Origin of the sequence: Mucilaginibacter endophyticus, from assembly GCF_003351025.1 — a bacterium.
Classification (GTDB): Bacteria; Bacteroidota; Bacteroidia; order Sphingobacteriales; family Sphingobacteriaceae; genus Mucilaginibacter; species Mucilaginibacter endophyticus.
Map to the genome: position 1 here is coordinate 1,356,952 of NZ_QPCG01000002.1, position 21,060 is coordinate 1,378,011.

The 21,060-nt window shown below is 42.6% G+C and carries 15 protein-coding genes; all 15 read right to left on the reverse strand.

Features of this window, described 5'->3' with window-relative positions; genetic code table 11:
• Window positions 1-14: 14 nt before the first annotated feature.
• The 15 genes from DUL71_RS13070 to DUL71_RS13140 all read right to left on the reverse strand — a co-directional run bounded on the left by DUL71_RS13070 (window position 15) and on the right by DUL71_RS13140 (window position 20,968).
• Complete coding sequence (locus DUL71_RS13070) at window positions 15-1,199, reverse strand: ABC transporter permease (RefSeq protein WP_114938563.1); 1,185 nt, start codon at window positions 1,197-1,199, stop codon at window positions 15-17.
• Window positions 1,200-1,227: 28 nt separating this feature from the next.
• Window positions 1,228-2,451, reverse strand: coding sequence for an ABC transporter permease (locus tag DUL71_RS13075; protein ID WP_114938464.1), 1,224 nt, complete (start codon window positions 2,449-2,451; stop codon window positions 1,228-1,230).
• Window positions 2,452-2,476: 25 nt separating this feature from the next.
• Entirely contained in the window at window positions 2,477-3,142 is a 666-nt protein-coding gene (locus DUL71_RS13080) for an ABC transporter ATP-binding protein (protein WP_114938465.1), read from the reverse strand.
• Between the two features lie 31 nt (window positions 3,143-3,173).
• Window positions 3,174-4,631, reverse strand: a complete 1,458-nt coding sequence (locus tag DUL71_RS13085) for a TolC family protein (RefSeq protein WP_114938564.1) — start codon at window positions 4,629-4,631, stop codon at window positions 3,174-3,176.
• 134 nt (window positions 4,632-4,765) lie between these two features.
• Window positions 4,766-6,010, reverse strand: a complete 1,245-nt coding sequence (locus tag DUL71_RS13090) for an efflux RND transporter periplasmic adaptor subunit (RefSeq protein WP_114938466.1) — start codon at window positions 6,008-6,010, stop codon at window positions 4,766-4,768.
• A gap of 345 nt (window positions 6,011-6,355) precedes the next feature.
• A complete protein-coding gene (locus DUL71_RS13095) occupies window positions 6,356-6,721 on the reverse strand; it encodes a response regulator (protein ID WP_114938565.1) in 366 nt (121 codons plus the stop codon).
• Between the two features lie 72 nt (window positions 6,722-6,793).
• A complete protein-coding gene (locus DUL71_RS13100) occupies window positions 6,794-9,859 on the reverse strand; it encodes a PAS domain-containing sensor histidine kinase (RefSeq protein WP_114938467.1) in 3,066 nt (1,021 codons plus the stop codon).
• Between the two features lie 99 nt (window positions 9,860-9,958).
• Window positions 9,959-10,777, reverse strand: coding sequence for an NIPSNAP family protein (locus DUL71_RS13105; protein WP_244228745.1), 819 nt, complete (start codon window positions 10,775-10,777; stop codon window positions 9,959-9,961).
• A complete protein-coding gene (locus DUL71_RS13110; protein ID WP_114938468.1) occupies window positions 10,774-14,964 on the reverse strand; it encodes a hybrid sensor histidine kinase/response regulator in 4,191 nt (1,396 codons plus the stop codon). The genes DUL71_RS13105 and DUL71_RS13110 overlap by 4 nt, the downstream gene beginning before the upstream one ends.
• A 238-nt stretch (window positions 14,965-15,202) precedes the next feature.
• Window positions 15,203-15,973 carry a 3-keto-disaccharide hydrolase gene (locus tag DUL71_RS13115; protein WP_114938469.1) on the reverse strand — a complete coding sequence of 257 codons (771 nt, stop codon included), beginning with the start codon at window positions 15,971-15,973 and terminating at the stop codon, window positions 15,203-15,205.
• A gap of 21 nt (window positions 15,974-15,994) precedes the next feature.
• Complete coding sequence (locus DUL71_RS13120; RefSeq protein WP_114938470.1) at window positions 15,995-16,870, reverse strand: sugar phosphate isomerase/epimerase family protein; 876 nt, start codon at window positions 16,868-16,870, stop codon at window positions 15,995-15,997.
• A gap of 51 nt (window positions 16,871-16,921) precedes the next feature.
• Window positions 16,922-17,815, reverse strand: coding sequence for a hydroxypyruvate isomerase family protein (locus DUL71_RS13125; RefSeq protein WP_112572206.1), 894 nt, complete (start codon window positions 17,813-17,815; stop codon window positions 16,922-16,924).
• A gap of 26 nt (window positions 17,816-17,841) precedes the next feature.
• Complete coding sequence (locus tag DUL71_RS13130) at window positions 17,842-19,065, reverse strand: nucleoside permease (RefSeq protein WP_114938471.1); 1,224 nt, start codon at window positions 19,063-19,065, stop codon at window positions 17,842-17,844.
• 10 nt (window positions 19,066-19,075) lie between these two features.
• Window positions 19,076-19,519 (reverse strand): c-type cytochrome, encoded by a 444-nt coding sequence (locus tag DUL71_RS13135; protein WP_112572210.1) that lies wholly within the window; start codon window positions 19,517-19,519, stop codon window positions 19,076-19,078.
• A gap of 141 nt (window positions 19,520-19,660) precedes the next feature.
• Window positions 19,661-20,968, reverse strand: a complete 1,308-nt coding sequence (locus DUL71_RS13140) for an MFS transporter (protein WP_114938472.1) — start codon at window positions 20,966-20,968, stop codon at window positions 19,661-19,663.
• Window positions 20,969-21,060 lie beyond the last annotated feature (92 nt).

Below are 21,060 nucleotides of genomic sequence, written 5' to 3' on the forward strand. Positions count from 1 at the left end.
GGTCAATATCGTAATTATTCTTCGTGTAAAGCAACAGCAGGGTAAATAGCCGCCGCCTGTTTGCCGGGGTAAAGCGAGCAAACAAGCACCAACAGGTAAACAAATAAAACAGATAATAATATGCCTTCGATATAAACAATAGCAGGCAAATCAAATACATTCAACAATGGAAACTGAATAGCGAAAAAAGTACCAACAATGAGAGCCAGCGTTGCCAGGATCATGGATTCGGACACCAATTGAGCCGATACAGAGCCGCCCGTGGCACCAATGGCCCGGCGTAAACCTATCTCGCTCCTGCGTTTGTTGATATTATACCACAGCACGCCAAACAAGCCGAGCGCCACGTTAATCACTAAAAATGTGCTCACAATGGCTAATATGATCATAGGCACCAGCGCAAAATAATTTGCATCCGTACGTTTGTTGGCAAGATGCTCTATTTCAACATTGGCGTTTTTCATATAGTTGGCCATGGTTTTGTACAGCTTCCCTTCAAAGGCAGCGTCGGCACCGGGGGTAACTTTAACCAGTATTTTATCGAGCCAGCGGAACGAACCGGTATCTGTTCTGAAATACATGCCCGGGCCGGCTTTCAGATAGTCGCCATTTCTTTTAATGGTTTGAATTACGCCAACTACCTTAAACTTATTTTTATCATCATCATTACCTAAAAGCTTACCAACGGCAGGTTCATTGCCAAATGTTGCCTCTTTTAAATCGGAGTCAATGATAATGCTTTGATTTTTGCTTACCACATCTTGTTTATTAAACCAACGCCCCTCCAACAGCGTAACATTCATTACATTTTTATAGTAATCTTCTACCGTAAAATTATTCAGATGATCTATGTGCTTGCCTTTAAATGTTAAGCCACTTTGGTTCGTTCGCGACGAAAATGGGATATTGCCGCTCACAAAAGTGATCTCTTTTACCTGCGGCAATGATTTTATTGTTTTGCGCAGCGTTTCGTAGTAAAGGTCAAGCGAATCGACATTTTTTGTTTGGTATGAATTATTATAATTGATCACCCATACATCCTGGTAATCAAAGCCCATTGGCTTTTTGTAGTTGTTGTAGTAAAACATCAGCAACGTAAATACCGCGAAAAGTACCAGGAAAGACACCAGCATTTCGGTGATGAGCAGAAAGTTCTGCTTCTTTTTATTCCAGATGAGTTTAAATAGATGCTTAAACATAATATTTTGATTTAAGGATAAATGATCATTAAGCTTTGAGCGCTGTAACCACATTCAGTTTTGACATGCGCCATGCGGGGTAAACGCCCGATAGTAAACCAAACACAAGGCACACCAGTAAGCCGATAAATAAAACCGTAAAATTGATGCTTAGCTCGAGGTTATCTATCAAATTGGCGTTGTTGATGGCGTAAAGCGCAAATATTGATAACACCGTTCCGATTACGCCGCCGAGCATAGTAAGTATCAGATTTTCAACGAGAAACTGGTAAACCAATGTTTTTGATGATGCCCCGAAAGCCTTCCTAACACCAATTTCTGAAGATCGCTCCATAATCCTGGTGATGTTGATATTGACCAGGTTAAGTGTTGGCAGCAGGGTAAAAATAAATACGAAAATGCTTATAGCCGTAACCACGATAAACACGCCCGATTGCTTCTCGTTGCCGGTATCAACATAGCTCCTGAAAAATGTGTTGGCATGGCTGTAAACGTGTTTAAATTCTTTTCGTTCCACAGGTACCCTTGATATGATACTTTCATATTCGGCCTGCATTTTAGGTATATCGCCCGGCGAGTTGCCAAGCAAGATTGCCATATAAGCACCCAGGTACCCCTTACTCTTATAATCTTCTTTTGATACGGTATAAGGTAAATAGATATCACTGTAAAGCATGTAATTAGTTACAGGTACGTTTTTCACAACGCCAATTACACGATAGTCGACGTTATCTGCCTCGATGTATTTGCCTACTACTGTTGTTACATCGCCAAAATACTGACGTTTCATATCCTCAGATATAATCGCGACACGATCTGCATTGGTTACCTGCTGCTTGTTGAATGGCTTACCTTCGGTAAAATCATAATCGAGCACGTCCCAATACTCAGCATTGGTATATTTAAAATTAACCGCTATCTTTTTATTGTTGACATAGGTATTGGTACCCTTAAACATAGATGATATGGCAACTTTAGCCGGGGTTTTCATCATGCCGGTGTAATGGCTCAAAAAATAATAAGACAACGTACTTGACATCATATTATTATCTCCCGATTCCTGGATCCTGTTAATGTACAATGATCTATCCCGTTTTTTATCCGGGTAGTTATCCCCAATTACCTTGTTAATAAAAGCGGTTAAAACCATTAATATAGTTAAAGTAAAGCTGATACCAAACAGGCTGATGAACGTAAAAAACTTGCGGCGCTTGAGTACCGCTATGGCTATTTTAAAATAATTTTTAAGCATGACTTTCTATTTTAAAACCGGTTAATTATTGAACCTGGGCACCATCAAAAAGGCGCACCAAACGATGGGTTTTGTGGGCCATATTTTCATCGTGCGTTACCATTACTATGGTAGTACCGTCGTTGCGGTTAAGGCTAAGCAGGATCTCCATAATCTCGTTACCCATAGCGCTATCCAGGTTGCCTGTTGGCTCATCGGCCAAAATAATTTCTGGCCTGCCTACAATAGCACGTGCTATGGCTACACGCTGGCGCTGACCACCTGATAGCTGCGTAGGAAAATGTTTCAGGCGATTAGCCAATCCCACTTTCTCCAATGCTTCGGCAGCCAGTTCGCGGCGTTGTTTAGCGGTGGTATCACGGTATAGCAAGGGTAGTTCTACATTATCAAGCACCTGCAGGTCGTTAATAAGATGATAGCTCTGAAAAATAAAACCCAGCTTTTTATTGCGGAACTGCGCCAGCTGCTTATCATTCATGCCTCCTGTTTTTTGATCATCAATCCTGATCTCCCCTTTTGATGGCGCATCAAGCAGGCCCATGATATTTAACAGCGTGCTTTTGCCACAGCCTGAAGGTCCCATAATGGATAAAAATTCGCCTTTGGCAATATCAAGGCTTACGCTGTTTAAGGCCAGAGTTTCGATGGTATCGGTGCGGTACACCTTTTCAATGTTTTGTAAACGGATCATATCGTTAGGTTTGAATTATTGAGTTATTGATTTAGTTATAGGTTATTTTTTTGTTTGTTTCAAAGTCGTAAAGCGAAAGATAGCGCAATTGATAGTAGGCTCCCCAAAAATCGCGGAGAGCGCTTACATAATCACGCTGGGCCTGGTCATTTTCGCGAAAGGCAATACCAAGATCGGTGATGCTCAGATCGCCAAGCACATAGCGTTCGCGGGCTATCTTATATTTTTCGCCGGCAATACTGTCGGCACTGGCGGTATATACCAATTGCTCTTTCATCATATTAAAAAGCGACACCTGGGTAATTATCTCCTGCTTAAAAGTTTGCTTATCCTGCTCAACGGCATATTCTGTAAGCTTTTGGTTAGCAAGCGCCGTCTTGGCCCTTGATTTTGATCTGCCCCAATCCAATATCGGTATCGATAGCTGCAACTCAAGCACTTGTTGGTTTTGCGGGTTCTTGTATACATCCGGAATATTTGTAGCCGTATTGGAAAAACCCAAACTGGCGGTTAGCGTGGCGGTGAGCCCGTTTTGACCTTTGGCCTTAGCCACATCACGTTTAGCTTCGGCAAGACGGCGCAAAAAAGCTATGGCTGCCGACCGGTTAGCATTGGCCTCGGCAAGCACCCTATCCGACGAAACGGTCATGTTGTTGATATCTTTCGGAACTGCCAAAACTATCCTGTCATCCCCTGCCTGCCCTATAAAACTACGTAGTGTAAGTGTGCTAATTTCCAAATCGCGTTTGGCGGTGCCTACCGCTTTTTGCGCGTTGATTTTTTCAAGTTGTAATTGAAGTATATCGTTCTTTGATACTTTTCCCAACTCATACTTTAAGTTGGCTATTTTGATAATCCCCTCTGTATTTGTCAGGTTTGTTTCGGCAATTTTGAGGTTTACCTGTGCCAGCAGCAGATCGAAAAAGTAACCTTCCACATCAACCGCTATCTTTTCCTGGGCTTCAATGTAAGCTTGCTTGCTTTCATTATATTTTAAAGGCTCAACCCTTTTATCCCACTTTAAGCTATTGAACTGAAACAGCGGCTGGGCATAATTTATACCATAAGGAATGCCGTTGTATAATACATTATGCCTGTCAAAATCATCAAACCGTTGTAATTGCGTGGTTCCATAAATGGTACCACCTGTAGCCGCAATACTCTGACTAAAGTCAAGCCTTAGCTGTGAGTTATCATTATGAATAGGCTGTACAAGGAAGGTACCATTAGGCTGTTGCACTTGCGAAAATGTTTTAGTATAACCCGGTAAAATACCGCTTAAAGCCAGCTGCGGCTGATAGTTTGATTTGTAGGTGCGATATTCCCAATATTTGGTTTCGCGTGTAGTTGCAGCCTGTTTAGCGGCTATAGAGTTGGCCTTAGCCAAATCAACCACCTGCTGCAGGGTTAGCCTAAGGGTATCGCTACCACTGCGGCCAAATGCGCCCGAGCTTAGGGTCAATAACAGTATGAAGTATAGATATTTCATGATGCTCAATTCGTTTTTCCAGATCGTCATTGTAGGAACAGTTTCTCCCAAACCTGGAAATACAAGCCCAAACTTTGTAAATCCATGCTGTGAACCGGGATTACACTGCCCCTGGCAATGACGCTTCTTGTTTATTATTTTACTGTTACTTCTTTTGAGTTTTTGTATTCGGTCATATCCGATGTAATAACCTCATCGCCAGCTTTAACACCACTCTGAATCTCTACATAGTCAAAATTGGTGAGGCCGATGTGTACCGTGCGGCGTTCGGCCTTGCCATTGTTCAGTACAAAAATGTCCTGGACGGACGGACCTTTAAATGCAGGGCCATTGGCTACCCGCATGATCTTGTTGTGCGTGGCCGTCACCAGAAACACGTCCACTTTCAGGTTTGGCCTCAGCAGTTTATTTGCCCGGTCATCAAGCTGTACATCAAAAGAAATTATGCTGTTTTGTACCGATGGGGATACATTACTTACATGGCCACGCAATTGATCGTCATTTATGCGCACAATTACCGGCAAACCGCTACGTACCTGATCGGCCACGTTATCTGAAACACTGCCCTGGATCCGGAAACTGCCTAAATCGGCAATGCGGGCCAGGGTTTCCCCCTCGTGAATATTGGCGCCAATGTTTTTGTTTACGTAGGTAATAACTCCTGCTCGGGTTGCTACCACGTTTGCCAGGTCAAGCTTGCGTTGTAATTCTTTCAAATCATTTTGCTGAATATCGGCGGCTATTTCAGCCTCTTTGATCTCCAGTTGCATGGTTTGCTGCTTGCTTTTGATCTCGTTTTCCAGCTGCTTTTTTTCAAGCTGGGCAACTTTAAGGTTCAGTTCGGCTTGTTCTATGTTTTCGCGGGTGCCGCCGCCTGCTTTATACAGGCGTTTGGCATTTTCAACGGCATCGGCAAGGTTGCTGATGTGGAGTTGTTTAATATCATTATTAGATTGAATGTCGTAGAAGCTTTTATTAAGATCAAGCTTGAGTTTATTGATCTCGGTACGTTTGGTTTCGAGCTGAAATTTTTGTTTCTCATAATCGGTTTGGGTAGCCGATTTATCCAGCGTCAGTATTGATTGACCTGCTTTTATCTTATTACCGGCATCCATCAGCGCGCTTTTGATAGAGGCGTTTATAGGACTGGTGATAATTTCTTCAAATTCCGGCAAAACTTCGCCGGTAGCGTTTATGGTATTTTCGATGTTGCCGATCTCAACTTTAGCAGTTGTTATTTCGGCACGGGTGATGGTTGATTTAATATATCCCCGCAAAAGCATTACGGCAAACACCAAAACAGCCAGGCTGATAGTGATGATAACCGCCGTTTTTTTGCGTTTGGCAGATGTAACTTCAAGTGCAATTTCCTTATCCATTGTGATAAATTTGGACAAGGTTTTGCAAGAGCTATACCAATATTAAATACTTAAAAACCAATACATTACGGATTTTTATTTTTTGAAAAGTGATCGATATCGGACAAAATTTCTGATATCGACCGTTGATTGGTTTTGATTACGTTGATTGCGCTGATTACTTTGAAAGCTTCCCCAATGAAGAAGTTGCGTACCTATGGCACGCTAAAAACTCAACTTGTTTTATTGCTATAGACCTGTTGCACCTCTGGTGCAAGCAGGTTACACCTTCAAACGAAAGTATAAGGAGCTTCAAAAGAACATCAACTTATTTTAATCTGAGACGTAGTTTATCTATAAATTGTCTTACGCTTCAAGATGTTTCCTGATCTTCCCTAACAAATCATCTATTTCGAAAGGTTTGGCTAAAAAGTCATCGGCGCCGGCATCATAGGCTGATTTTTCGATGTCTCGGCTTGCGGAGATCATAATGATGGGAATTCCTTTAGTTGAATCGCGCTTTTTAAGCTCACGACAAATATCACGCCCATCGGAACCGGACATCCAGATATCCAATAAAAGCAGGTCAGGAAATTCGTTTTGCATATCCAGAAGCGTCAAGCCGTTTACTGTCGACGAAATCTGGTACCCCTCAAAATCAAGCATTATTTCTACCGCATCCACAATCCCCGGATCATCGTCCGCTATCATGATCTTCTTCGTATTTTCCACTTCATCCGGGAGCCACAAAAATCAAGCCTCAAAAACAATCGATAACATTTTTTTTACAAAAGATTTTTTAGCCTATTCTTTATCATTTTTGACAGGGAGCGCGAAGTAAAATGTTGAGCCTTTTCCTTCCTCACTATCCACCCAAATACGGCCACCTTCACGTTTAATAATCTCGGACGAAATGTATAAACCAAGGCCTAAGCCGGGGAACGTATGCTGTTTAGCACCGCTAACCCTATAAAACTGTTCAAAAACACGACTTTGCTTTTCTTTTGAGATACCGATCCCGAAATCCTGCACGCTAACCATCACCTCGTCATTTTCAATCCAACTCTTTAAAATTATATTTTCGGTGTGTGGCGAGTATTTGATGGCATTTGTGATCAGGTTGACTAAAACCTGGCTTATGCGCTCTCTATCGGCATACACTTGTCCTGTTTCCTGTAATTGTTCAATAAGTGTATGTTTTTTTGTAGTGCGTTGTAAATCTTCCGTTACCTCCTTAATGAGGGCATTAAAATCAAACACGGTATAATTAAACTGAAGCCTGCCGGAGTTTATCTTGGTAACATCCAATAAATCGGCAATTAAACTGGTAAGGCGGTTCAACTGGGCATCCATCTTGCTGATCATGGATGCTTCCAGGGTGTCGCCTTTTTTGGTTAGCATGCGTTCAAGCACCTGGGTATAGGCTTTAATGCTGGTAACCGGTGTTTTTAACTCATGGCTTGCTATCCCAATAAATTCGTCTTTTTGCTGCTGCAAAAGCTTTTGTTCGGAAATATCAAAAGTTACCCCTACCATTTGAGTAGCTTTCCCCATGTCATTATACCGGGCCTTCCCCGAAGCATTGATCCAGTGTATTGAGCCATCGGGCCAGGCAACCCTGTACTCGGCATTATACACTGTTCTGTTCCTGATAGCCTCGTTTACTCTTTTCTGTACAACATCCTGATATTCGGGCAGCATGACGGATAAAAGATCCGGGAAATTAAATACAGCATCTTTATCAAGCCCATAATTGGCTTTGCACTGCGGCGTACAGAACATGATACCCGTTTCCAGGTCCAGTTCATAAGAGCCTAAACGACCGGCTTCAAGGGCAATTTCAAGACGCTGGTTAATCTGAACAAGCTCCTCCCTTGATTTACGACGGTCGGTAATATCGCGGGCCACCGCAAAAAGATATGGCTCATCCGACAACATCAAACTAACCATATTGATCTCTACCGGGTAAACCGTGCCATTTTTACGGCGATAAAGCGTTTCGTACTGCGGGATATTTTGTTGCTGGGCCTTTTTAAAAGCCCGGTTAAAGGTTACATCATCGTGGTAAATATCTATATCAGCCACGTTCATGGTCAGGGATTCCTCTTCACTGTAACACCAATCATCAAGCGCTACACTATTTACATAGGCAATCGAACCATCGGCACGTAACAGCATAAATATGTCCGAAGCGTTATCGGCCATAAATTTGAAACGTTTTAGCTCGTCTTCAGCATCCTTTTGTTTGGTTACGTCTATTACGGTGCCCAGCATCCTGACCGGAATGTGCTCGTCATCATAGTAAACCTTTCCTTCGGCTTCGATCACATGCATGCTTCCGTCCCGCCATAAAACTCTCCCGGTATAAAACATATGGCCGGTTTTTAAGGCCTTATCAAATGCCTTATCTCTTATATTCCTGTCATCCGGGAAAATCCTGTCGATATAATTATCGTGTTCCGGCGACTCGTCAATATCCATAATCACGTTAAAACGCGGTGATGTGATAACCTCGTCGGTAACCAGGTTCAGGTCAAAGGTGCCCATCTCGGCAACATCAATAGCCAATCTGGCGCGTTCTTCAGCGTCTTCGATCTTACGTTTGGCAATTACCTGGTTGGTTACTTCAGATGCTACCGCGATGATGCCGGTAACGCCGTTACTATCTTTTAAAGCCTCGTAAACAAAGTCTACATAAGTTTTTTGGATCTTGCCATTACGGGGCAGGTATACAGGCCTTTCAACAGCAATAAATCTTTCGCCGGTGTTGTATACATTGTCAAGCAAGGCTTCAAGGCCCTGTCCTTTAGCTTCCGGTAAACCTTCAAAAATTGGCTTGCCAACAGTTTCTTCGGCTGTTTTGCCCCACAACTCAAACACCGGGGCATTGGCAATCTCAACCACATAATCCCTTCCTTTAAAAACGGCAATGGCAACGGGCGCCTGTAATATCAGCGAGCGAAAATTCTGTTCACTTTCTATAAGTTCAAGGCGGGCTACCGTTTCATCAGTTATATCCTGTAGCGTGCCGTTTAACCTGATGGCTACTCCATTTTCATCATACAACGCTTTACCCTTGGCCCTCACTACACGCTCAATTTTTGTACGGGGATTTACAATGGTATATTCAACGTCGTACTTGCCACCCGATGATGGTAGTAAAGCTGCACGTATAGCGTCAGCAACGCGTTGCCTGTCTTTTTCTGCAATTACCGCTATTGCCGAGTCAAGTTCTATTTCATCATGAGGGTCTAATCCAAACCAATCTTTTAACCTGTCGTTACCGATAAATTTATTAGTATGGGGATTAAGATCCCAGGTGCCCAATTCGGCAGCATCAATAGCAAACTCCAACTCGGTTTTGCTTTCTTTTAGTTTATTGAATGCCAGCACCTTTTCGGTAGTTTCGGTACAAGCTACGAGGATTCCTCCTGGCTTGCCTGATTCATCAATAACAGGGCTGTAGCTAAATGTCCAGTAAATATCTTCGATAGTGCCATTCCGAAAAAATGGGATCAATTGGTCTTCATGCCAGGTTGCACCACCACCGGATAGCACCTGCTCAATCAATGGTTCGAGAATATGCCAAATCTCGGCCCAGAAAATTTTGGCCGGCTGTCCTAAAAGTGTGGGGTGCTTACCGTTTACCCCAAGGCTGGGGCGATAGGCATCGTTATAAAAGCAAACAAGATCGGGCCCCCAATACATAAACATCGGGAAGCGCGAATTTAGAACGATACCTATGGTGGTGCGCAGGCTTACCGGCCATTGATCTGGTGTACCAATAGATGATCCGGACCAGTCATGTGCCCTAATCAGCGCGCCCATCTCGCCGCCGCCCTCCAAAAATTTCAAACTATCCTGCTGCATTTACGATTGTACGATGAAGTAAACATCAACACCTAAGTTAAGTTTTACAATCGTATTAATTACCTATGAATTAATTTTATTCACAAAATAGCAATTATCCTAAAAATCAGAGTAGTCTGCCGGGCGAAGAAAGATGATGTCGGCATGTGATACATTGTGCTGATACTCCGGTTTAGCCGAAAGCGTTTTCCAATATTCATCCTTACCAAAAGCATCCCAATGTTTGTCCCTGTCCTCTTTACTGTTAAAGGAGGTCATGTACATCAGGTTTGGCATATGGCTGCCTGCAATAACTTCCGAATAAAAAACGGCGTTGAAACCAAGGCGCTTAAAAAGACCTATTTCATCGCCAACATTAAACATAGTTACCTTGTTAACGTTCAATTTTTCGGTAGGGCTTTCATAGCTGCGCAATTCATAAACCCTGTCGGCCTTTTTTGCGGTAAGGTTAGGAACGTTTGTAGAGGGCATTCCCGGAAAAGCCTGCAATATGATAGTCTCCAAACGGGTGTAAGGCTGTTCGTTATAAGCGGCATCAATATACTCTTTGCCATCGGCAAGGTATGCGGCATCGGCCTCCAATTTTTGGTCAATCCCCATTAATTTGTCCCAGGACTGAAAAGGTGTAAACACATATATCAGCTTTGCTGTATCAACCTGTGTAACGGGTTTAAATACTCCAACATTTTTTACGCCCGCCCTGTGCAGTGCTGGGATATAAGCTTGTTGTAAATATTTTTCTATTGTGCTTTCCTGCGCCTGGGTTTTGTAGTGATATATTTTAAGCTGATAATAATTACGCGCAGGGGCATTTGCAAATACTGAGGCTACAATAAAAAAACAGGCTACAAAGCCAAGGGATGTTTTATTAACAAAGTTCATAATGGCAGATGGTTTCCGGAGTAAATATAAACTCATTTTAGTAAAGTTTTGTTAAGCCCGTTTATATATTTCCCCCATTTTTCAAGCATCTCCATTAAATCAGAAAGCTTCATGGGCTTACTCAGGTAATCATTCATTCCGGCATCAAGACAGGCCTGCCGGTCTTCGGGCATTGCATTGGCAGTCATCGCTATGATAACCGGCTGCTCCTGCATATTGCTGCGGATAAAACGGGTTGTTTCCAGGCCATCCATATCGGGCATCTGCACATCCATCAAAATCAAATCGTAATGCTTAACCACCATGGCATTTAATGCCACGTGACCATTTTCGGCAATATCCGCACTATAGCCCATTTTGCTTAGCATATGGATAGCCAGCTTTTGGTTTATTAAATTATCCTCAGCTATCAGGATGCTCATCGGATAATTTCTGGCAAAATCTTTTGAAAACACTGTTTGCACCGGTTGCACCTCGATTTTAATCCCGCTGCCAGTTTTTAACTGTTCAACAATATACTTGTGCAAAAGATTATGCTTGGTTGGCTTTGTCAGTACGGCATTAAACACAGTATCTTCCCGCTTACCTTGCTCACTGCCTATTGAACTCAACAAAATGATAGGCATATCCGGAAATTTTAGCCTCACCGCTTTAGCCAGCTGTAAACCGTCCATTTCGGGCATGCTCATGTCAGTTATTAAAAGATCAACCTTTTCATCTTGCTGTTCAAGCACTTTCAGGGCTTCATTGCCTGAAGCAACAACTACCGGGTCATATTTCCATTGCCTTAGCTGGGTGTCAATAATACCTCGGTTGGTGGCGTTATCATCAACAAATAAAACGCGTTTATTTTCAAGTTCGGCAAGGTTGAGATAAACATAATTTCGTTTTACCTGCTGCCCTACTTTTGATTTTATGGTAAACGAAAAGGTAGTCCCCCTCCCTATTTCACTTTGTACGCCGATATCGCCCCCCATTAGCCTGACCAGTTTTTCGCTGATAGCCAGGCCCAGGCCAGTGCCTCCGTATTTACGTGTGGTACTGGAATCAACCTGCGAAAATGGTTTAAACAAGCGCTCCAGTTTATCGTCAGGGATACCGATACCCGTGTCCCTGATCTTAAATATCAATTCCAGATCATCTCCTTTTTGTGTCTTTACTCCCGCGCTTATAAAAACCTCGCCCTGGGTAGTAAATTTCACCGCGTTGCCTACCAGGTTAATCAGGATCTGGCGAAGCCGTATGGAATCGCAAATGATCTGTACAGGCACGTTGTGCTCCACTTGATAAACCAGGTCAAGATTTAAACGGGAAGCCTTTTCGGCAAAAACATCTAAAACACCTTCTATGCAATCCCTCAAGTCAAAATCTTCTTCATCAAGCTCCATATTGCCTGATTCAATTTTGGAGAAATCGAGGATATCGTTAATTACCGTTAAAAGCGCGTCGCCGCAATTTTTTATGGTTTCGGTGTATTCTTCCTGTTCGGTGGTAAGTTTAGTGCTGCCCAGCAATGTTGCCATGCCAATAACGCCATTCATAGGCGTACGGATCTCATGGCTCATGGTAGCCAGGAAAATACTTTTGGCTTTGTTAGCATTCTCTGCTTCTTCCCGGGCCTTTTCTGATATTTCGCGGGCTACGCGCTCGTTCTCTGTCATTTGCACCAGGCTTTCGGTGCGCTCCTTTACCTGCCGCTCCAGTACCATTTTTTGAGCCTTCAGAAACTTAACCCGGTATTTGAAAATTAAATACAACAACGCTATTATCGCTATCACAACAATTAGCCTAAACCACCAGGTCATCCAAAATGGCGGCACTATTGTAATTTTCAACCCGGTTGAAGCCGGCGACCATAAGCCTGACGCATTCTGATATCTTAATTTAAAAACATAATCTCCTGGGGGTAAATTGGTGTACGAAGCGGTGTTACGGCTTCCAACATTATTCCAATCGGTATCAAAATTTTCAAGTATATAGCTGTAATTCTTTTTATCTGCCGATGAGTAATCAAGCGCCGCATATTGCAATGTTATTACCGATTGTTTGTGCGACAACCTAATATCTCTGGTATCACTTATATCCTGCTTTAAAGGCGAAGGATCGTCTTTATCGCGAGCTATTTTCACCGTTTTATTGAACAATTGAAAATTGGTGATCACCAGTGGCATAAATACAGACGGTTTTAAGATCTGCCGGGGAGTAAAAGAATTAAAACCGTTGATGCCGCCGAAAAAGAGCCGCCCCTCTCTGGTTTGCAGGGCCGAATGTGATTTAAATTCCTCATCCTGCAAGCCGTCTTCAATAGTATAATTTTTAAAAGTGTGCTTAACCGGGTCATAATTGGATAAACCATTATTGGTACTTACCCAAATGGTGCCTAATTTATCTTCGCGTACAGCATAAATAACATCGCTCGGCAAGCCATCTTTTGTAGTAAATGCTGTAAAATGTTTGGTAACCGGGTTAAGGAGATTGAGCCCTGAAAGAGTACTGATCCAGATTTGTCCCTTGCTGTCTTCAAACAAATCCGGGATACTGTTATTACTGATACTGTTCCGCTTTTCATCATGCTGGAAGCGGGTAAAGGTCCCGGTTTTCCTGTCCATCAGGTTTAAACCGGCATCAAATGTACCTACCCAAAAATTGTTATTATGATCTTCAAGCAAAGCGTATACCCTGTCGCTGCTGATACTTTTTGGATCATTCAGATCATAGCGAAATGCCGAAAATGTGCCCGACTTTTCATCATACAGGTCAAGCCCCCCATTGTAAGTACCCACCCAGGTACGGTTATCGCGCGTTTGGGTAAGCGCGTAAATATTGTTATTGCTTAAACTGCCGGGTTTTGTAGCATCATGCTTAAAACTGGTAAACCTGCCCGTTTTAGGGTCAAAGCGGCACAAACCATCTCCCCAGGTGCCCATCCAGAAATTACCGCTGTGGTCTTGGGTAATTTTCAATACATAATTCCCTACCAGGCTATTTGGATTTTTAGGATCATTCACGTAGTGTTTAACCGTGCCATCTTTATTAAATACATTAACACCGCCGCCATCGGTACCAACCCAGATATTGCCGTACTGATCTTCGTGCAGACTAAGTACAAAGTTATTGGCCAGGCTTTGTGGCGATGAGTTATGCCTGAAATGCGAAAAGCTTTCGGTACTGTGCTTGTACAGGTTTATGCCGCCGCTGAAAGCCCCAAGCCACATGTTGCCCATCCTGTCGCGGCAAATACTATAAATGGAGTTACCGTTGATACTGCCCCGGTCAATATCGTCGTGTTTGTAATTGCTTACTTTACCTGTTGCCGGATCGAGGATATTAACGCCGTTGTTCTCAGAACCTATCCAAAGCTTACCATTCAGGTCCATGCTTAACGATAAAATGGTATTGCCTGCAATGGTATTAGGATCGGTATCACTATGAATATAGTGCTTAAACGTGCCCGCCTCCGGAGTAAATAAATTAAGACCGCCATCTTCCGTACCAACCCATAGCCGACCGGAATTATCTTCATAAATACTGCTTACATAAGTCCCGGAAAGGCTTGTATTCACGCCGGGTTGATTTTGGTAACTGTTAAATGTTCCTGTTTTCCTGTCGAATAGGTTTAGACCGCCGCCCAGGGTACCTACCCATAAACGATGCTTTGAATCCTCCTTCAGTGCTGTTACATCGTCATTACTTAATGACGATGGCTTTTCATCATCATGCTTATAATGGGTGATCCTGTTTTTACGGATATCAAACCTGTCGAGCCCTCCTTTTTGGCTGGCTATCCATAATATTCCTTCGTGATCAAATATTAGCCTGTTTACAAAATTGCTTGATATGGTGTTTGAATTGGCATTGTCATGAAAGTAATGTGCAAACTTGCCGGTTTTCCGGTCAAGTTTATTCAGGCCGAAAAGTGTGGCCAGCCAAATATTGCCATCCTTATCCTCAGCAATATCCGATACCAGGTTACTGCTTAGGGAATTATCATCCTGGATACTATGTTTATAGATTACAAAGCCGTAGCCATCATAGCGGTTAAGGCCATCGCGGGTGCCAATCCACATAAAACCCCGGCTATCCTGGATGATGGTGCTTACATTAATTTGAGATAATCCCTCGCGTGTACCAATGTGTTCAAACTTAAGGTTCCTATCCTGCGAAAACCCGTTTTGAGCAACCAATAAGGCAATTGCAACAAACAAATACTTATAGCTATTCACAGTAACGGGCTGTATTAAAAATTAATAAAATTGGCTTACCTAAGCAAGAAACAAAATGGCTTATAGCTTAACTTATACGGCCACTATTATTTATAAGTTTAAAATAGATAAAAAAAGTAACAAAACAGATACCATTAAGCAATATTGAACTCAGCAGGCCAAACCCAAAAATCGCAACATAAAAAAAGCCTCCCAGTGTTTACGGGAGGCTTACAATATTTTTAGTTATTGATATAGCTTACAGCTCTCTTACCCAAATATTACGGAAGCTAAGCGGCTCGCTTTTATCGCCGTGAGCTTGTAATTTAATTGGCGATGGGCCGTGTTTTTTACCCTCGTAAGATGGTTTACCAATGTACTGTGTAGGGCCAAGCAACTCAAAGTTATTTTCAACCAACACACCATTGAAAAACACGGTAGCTCTTGCTGCTGATTTCAATGAACCATCCTCGTTAAATACAGGAGCAGTCCAGATCACGTCATAAACATTCCACTCGCCAGGTTTGCGGCCAGGGTTTGCCAACGGAATAACTTGTTTGTACAAGCTGCCTGCCATACCGTTAACGTAAGTTTTGTTTTCGTATGAATCTAAAACCTGAAGTTCGTAACCGGCATCGCCTTTACCTATTGAGGCTAAAAACACACCGCTGTTACCACGGGCTTGTCCGGTACCGGTAATACTTGCAGGTACTTTCCATTCAATGTGCAATTGGTAATTACCAAAGCTTTTTTTGGTTTCGATGTTACCTGTAGCTTTGTTTACAGTAAGTACATCACCTTTTACCAACCATTTGGCAGGGGTTTTATCTTCAACAGAAACCCATTCGTCAAGGCCTTTGCCATTGAACAAAATGATGGCATCTGAAGGAGCATCACCTAAATTTTTGCCCGGGGTAACTACTTTAGGTACCGGTTCCCAAATTTCTGTGTCTTCAGGTTTCGCATTTTGTGCGTTCGCCATGAAGCAGCTACCTGCTAAAAGGGCGGTTAATATTAAAGGATATTTCATCTCTATTCGGTTTTAATTGGTTTAAACGTGAAGTGTATCTTTCAAATATGAAGCGCTTTTCGCAATGCTCACATACGGATCGATGTTGGTAAAGTTTTCCTGCTCAACAATAAAGTGCTTAATGCCGGCCAGTTTAGCTTTACCTAATATAGTTTTAAAGTCGATATCGCCATTGCCAATTTCTGTATTCAATTCGGCATTGGTTTTATCCCTGTCTTTAACGTGTACAAATTCAAAGCGGCCAGGGTGTTTTGAAAAGATCTCAACCGGATCTTTACCGGCGCGTACTACCCAGTAAATATCCATTTCCATGGCTACCAGTTTAGGGTCGGTGTTGTTCAATACTACATCGTAAAAAGTAGTATCGCCAACAGGAGCCCATTCAAAGTTATGGTTATGATAACCTAACTTCAAGCCAGATTTTTTCAGGATCTCGGCTATCTTATTCATTTTATCAGCAACACCTTTGCAATCATCAACTGTTTTAATAAAGTTGTGATTTAACGCAGGGATGATGATATGCGATTGACCAATTGTATTGGCAACTTCAATATAAGCGTTCAGATCATCAGTTTTACCTGAGCCTAAATACTCATCTAAACCGTAATGGCCGCTTGCAGTTGTTAAGCCGTTATCTTTTAAAAGCTGGCTAAATTCTTTGCCTTTTAAACCCCAGTAACCGGTTTCTTTGTTAAAACCAAAGGTTTCAACTTCTTTATAACCGGCTTTTGCTACCTGTGCAATAACACCTTTTACATCTTTGGGTAATTGATCGCGCAGGCTATACAATTGCAGGCCCACTTTATTTGTAGCTTTAGCCGATATCAACTTAGGTGCAATAACCGCACCGGCAGCAATTAATCCGGCTTGTGCTAAAAATGTTCTTCTGGTTGTCATGTATTTGTTTTAGTTAGTTTAGCTTTTTAGAGTGATAAGGTGATGTAAGGTTTAAACATCACAAATATGCACCGCTTTTCTGAGCGAAGCTATTTTGTCTTTTTGCTTTGGAATGAACTCTTGGGCTACAAAGCCTTTATGTCCCACCTCAACAATGGCGCGCATAATAGCCGGGTAATATAATTCTTGAGTTTCGTCAATTTCATTGCGACCAGGAACACCACCTGTATGGTAATGCGCGATGTACTGATGATTAGCCCGGATATTACGGATCACATCGCCCTCATCAATCTGCATATGATAAATATCATAAAGCAGTTTAAAGTTTTCAGAACCCAGCCTGCGGCAAAGTTCAGCGCCCCACTCTACCCTATCGCACTGGTAATCTTTATGGTCAATCTTGCTGTTCAGCAATTCCATAACCAATACTACATTGTGTTTTTCGGCAAGGGCAACCATTGGTTTCAAACCTTCAACGCAATTGTTCCAGCCTTCCTCGTCGGTTTTTCCGCGACGGCTGCCGCTAAAGCAAATCAGGTTTTTGTACCCGGCTTGTGCTACCAACGGAATCATTTTGGTATAATTCTCGTGCAGCTTAGCGTGAAATTGTTTGTCGCCAAAACCATCGGTCAGGTTAATTTCGGCGCCATTGCACATAGACGAGAACAGGCCATACTTTTTCAGTGTAGGCCAGTCTGAAGGGCCAACAAGGTCAATACCTTTTATGCCGATATCTTTAGCAGCAGCACAAAGCTGATCTACGGTAAAATCGCCGTAGCACCAGCGGCATACCGCATGATTAATATTGCCTTTTAGCTTGTCATCAGCCTGCATGTGTTTTTCAGTTTCGGTAGTAAATGAAGATAATACGCCCGACGCGCCAATAGCCGCCGTGCCCGCGATCATGCTTTTAATTGCCGAACGCCTGTTTTGATTTGATGCCATGGTTATAATTGGTTAGTGCTGGTAATTTATTCGGATGCACCCTTTTTTTCTTTGAACGACAGGAAGAATAACAGGAATACTGCTGCCGCAATTGAAGCCGGGATCAGCCAAATCATTCTCCAATCGTGACCTGCCGGGCCATTATAGTTGTCTGATATTTTACCTGCCACATAAAAGCCTATCAGCATACCAACGCCATAAGTGGCAAGGGTTATCATACCTTGCGCTGCGCTTTTGTATTGTACACCAGCTTTCGAATCGGTATAAATTTGACCAGATACAAAGAAAAAGTCATAACAAACACCGTGCAGGGCAATACCAATTATCAGCATGAAGCTCAAATCGCCGGCATTGCCGTAAGCAAACAGCGCATAACGCACCGCCCATGCTAACATACCAACAAGTATAGTCCATTTAAAACCAGCCCTTTTAAAGAAAATAGGCAAGCAAAGCAGGAACGCTACTTCTGAGGCCTGGCCAATGGTCATTTTACCAGTAGGATTGTTAACCTTAATATCGGTCAAGAAACTGTTGGCATTTTGATAATAAAATGCCAGCGGAATACAGATCAATATCGAGGCAACAAAGAAAATGGCAAAGTTTGGATCTTTAAGCAATTTCAACGCGTCAAGACCAAGCACCTGTCCAATGCTTACTTTTTCGCCTTTTGCAACCTTTGGAGGGGTTGCCGGTAAAGTAAAGCTGAATACACCTAAAACGGCAGATGCTATACCGGCCATCAGGAATGTGTTTTTCAGCATGCCTTTACCAATTCCATCCGGTGAATCCCAATGGAAAAGGAAGCTGATAAGTAAACCGGCCAAAATCCAGCCAATTGTACCCCACACCCTAATTGATGAAAACTCCTTTTCAGGATCAGTCATTTGATTAAAAGATACAGAGTTAACAAGCGCCAGGGTTGGCATATATAACACCATATAACCTAACACATAGGGATAAAATACAGAAACATCGGCAGCTGAATACATTTGATACATAAGGCCTGCACCTACTAAATGAAGTACACCTAATATCTTTTCGGCGTTAAAATACTTATCGGCTATTAATCCTATAATAAATGGAGCAATAATAGCGCCCCAAGATTGTGTAGAAAAAACTTCGCCGGATTGCGCGCCTGTAGCATGAAGAGTTTTATCTAAAAAAGTACCTAAAGTTACAAACCATGCGCCCCAGATAAAAAACTCCAGGAACATCATGAACGATAGCTTTGATTTTATCCCTATGGTCATGAAAATTTAATTATTTTTTTAATGATAGAATGTATTTAACAATTTCTTTAGCATCGCTTTCAGGCAATGAAGGGTGCGGAGTCATGGCGATGTTACCCCAGTTACCGCTACCGCCGGCAATGATCTTTTTTGCGAGCATATCAATGTTAGCATCTGAAGCATCATATTTTTTTGCAACCTCTTCAAATGCAGGGCCGATAACTTTAGTATCAACTTTATGACAAGTGCTGCAATCTAATGATGCCATTAATTTTTCGCCGGCCGATGAACCTGCAGAACCACCTGCCGGTTCGGTACCTGTTTTTGCTACAACAGTATCTGCGTTAGCATCAGCAGCTTTTGCTGATTGATTTGCACCGTTAGTGCTGTCGCTTCCACCGGTGTTTTTTGATGAATTTCCGCCGCAGGCAGCAAACGCTGCGCTGATACAAAGAATAACGAATACTTTTTTCATAAAAGTTTAATTGTGGTTTTTGATGATAACCTTGCCGAAAATCTGCCGTTAACAAAACTTCTGCTGTTTTTCATCATGTAATTTTAATTGGGTTGGTTAATCAGGCGAAAATTACAACTTTTTATGATATTTAAAGCCTTATTAAACCGATATAGCACCTAATGAAGCGGTTTTTTTACGTGAACGCATGTAAATCACCAGGCCTATAAATGCTACGATTAATACAACAGGGATCATAAGGGTAGTATTCAATACTTCCGGACCCGCCGCCGACCTTGCCGCGTCAAACGCTTTGGCCATCTCCGACCCTGCCGGGGCCGAACGATAAGCGTCCAGGTTTGCTCCTGCCGGTAATTTGGAAACCATGATATTATCATAGAAACCGCCCATGAACATCATATAAACAGATACGCCAAACATGCCTGCACCACCCATCAGGTTTAAACCTACTGCACCAGTGCGTGGCAGATTTTCGGCCACAAAACCTATCATACATGGCCAGAAGAAAGCTACACCCAAGCCAAAGATCACCGCGGCGAAATAGATAGCGTCACCATGCAGGTGTACCATCAGGTAAATACCTAATGCTGATAAAACAGCAGAGATCAGTAACACGCCCTGCGGGGCTAAACGATGTACTATCGGACTTGCAAAAGCGCGACCTAATACCTGTACCGATGCAACAAAGGTTAAGATGAGTATGGCATTATCTGTAACCGTTTTGAACAAAACATCTGTCCACTGGTTGGTGAATAATTCAGTAATAGCCGTTCCAAACATGCAGATGATCATGAATATAAACAAAGGATTTAGCAATGCCCTGTACATATCCTCGGTGCTAACACCTGCCGATACACGTTCGGTAACCGGGAAATCCAATTTTGAGAACAGGTAACCGTATGCTATGGTTGGAATCAACATTAAAGCAATCTCCACCTGCGAAATCCAATATGGTTTTGGCGATACGCCGTGTGCCAATGCGGTATCCAGGCCGAATACTATTAAAGTACCAATAACGATGCCCGCCGGAAACCAAAGGTGAAAGTGATTGAGTTTGGTTGTTTTATTATCCGTAAATAATGATGCTACAAGCGGGTTGCAGGAAGCCTCAACCGTACCATTAGCTATCCCTATCATTAAAGTAGAAAGGAACAGCGTCCAATAGCCATTGGCAAAAATGGTAAGCAGGATTCCCACCAGGTGGAAGATAAAAGCAGACACCAGCAGTTTTTTCATGCCGATGATATCCACAATAAAACCTCCGACAATGATAGCAAGCGGAAAGCCCCAAAACGCGGTTGCCGCGATAGTGCTTAACTGTGACGCATTCAGGTGAAATCTTACACCCTGATCGTTCAGGATCCCGGCACGGATACCGAATGACAATGAAGTTACAAGCAACGACAGGCAGCTTGCCCTGAATAGCTGTGTACGGTTAATAGTTTGCATTTTAAATTATTTAGGTTATGATAATAATTGGTTAATTGGCTGTATCAAAATGCACTTTGCCGGTTTGCACCAGCATGAATCCTGCCTTGTGA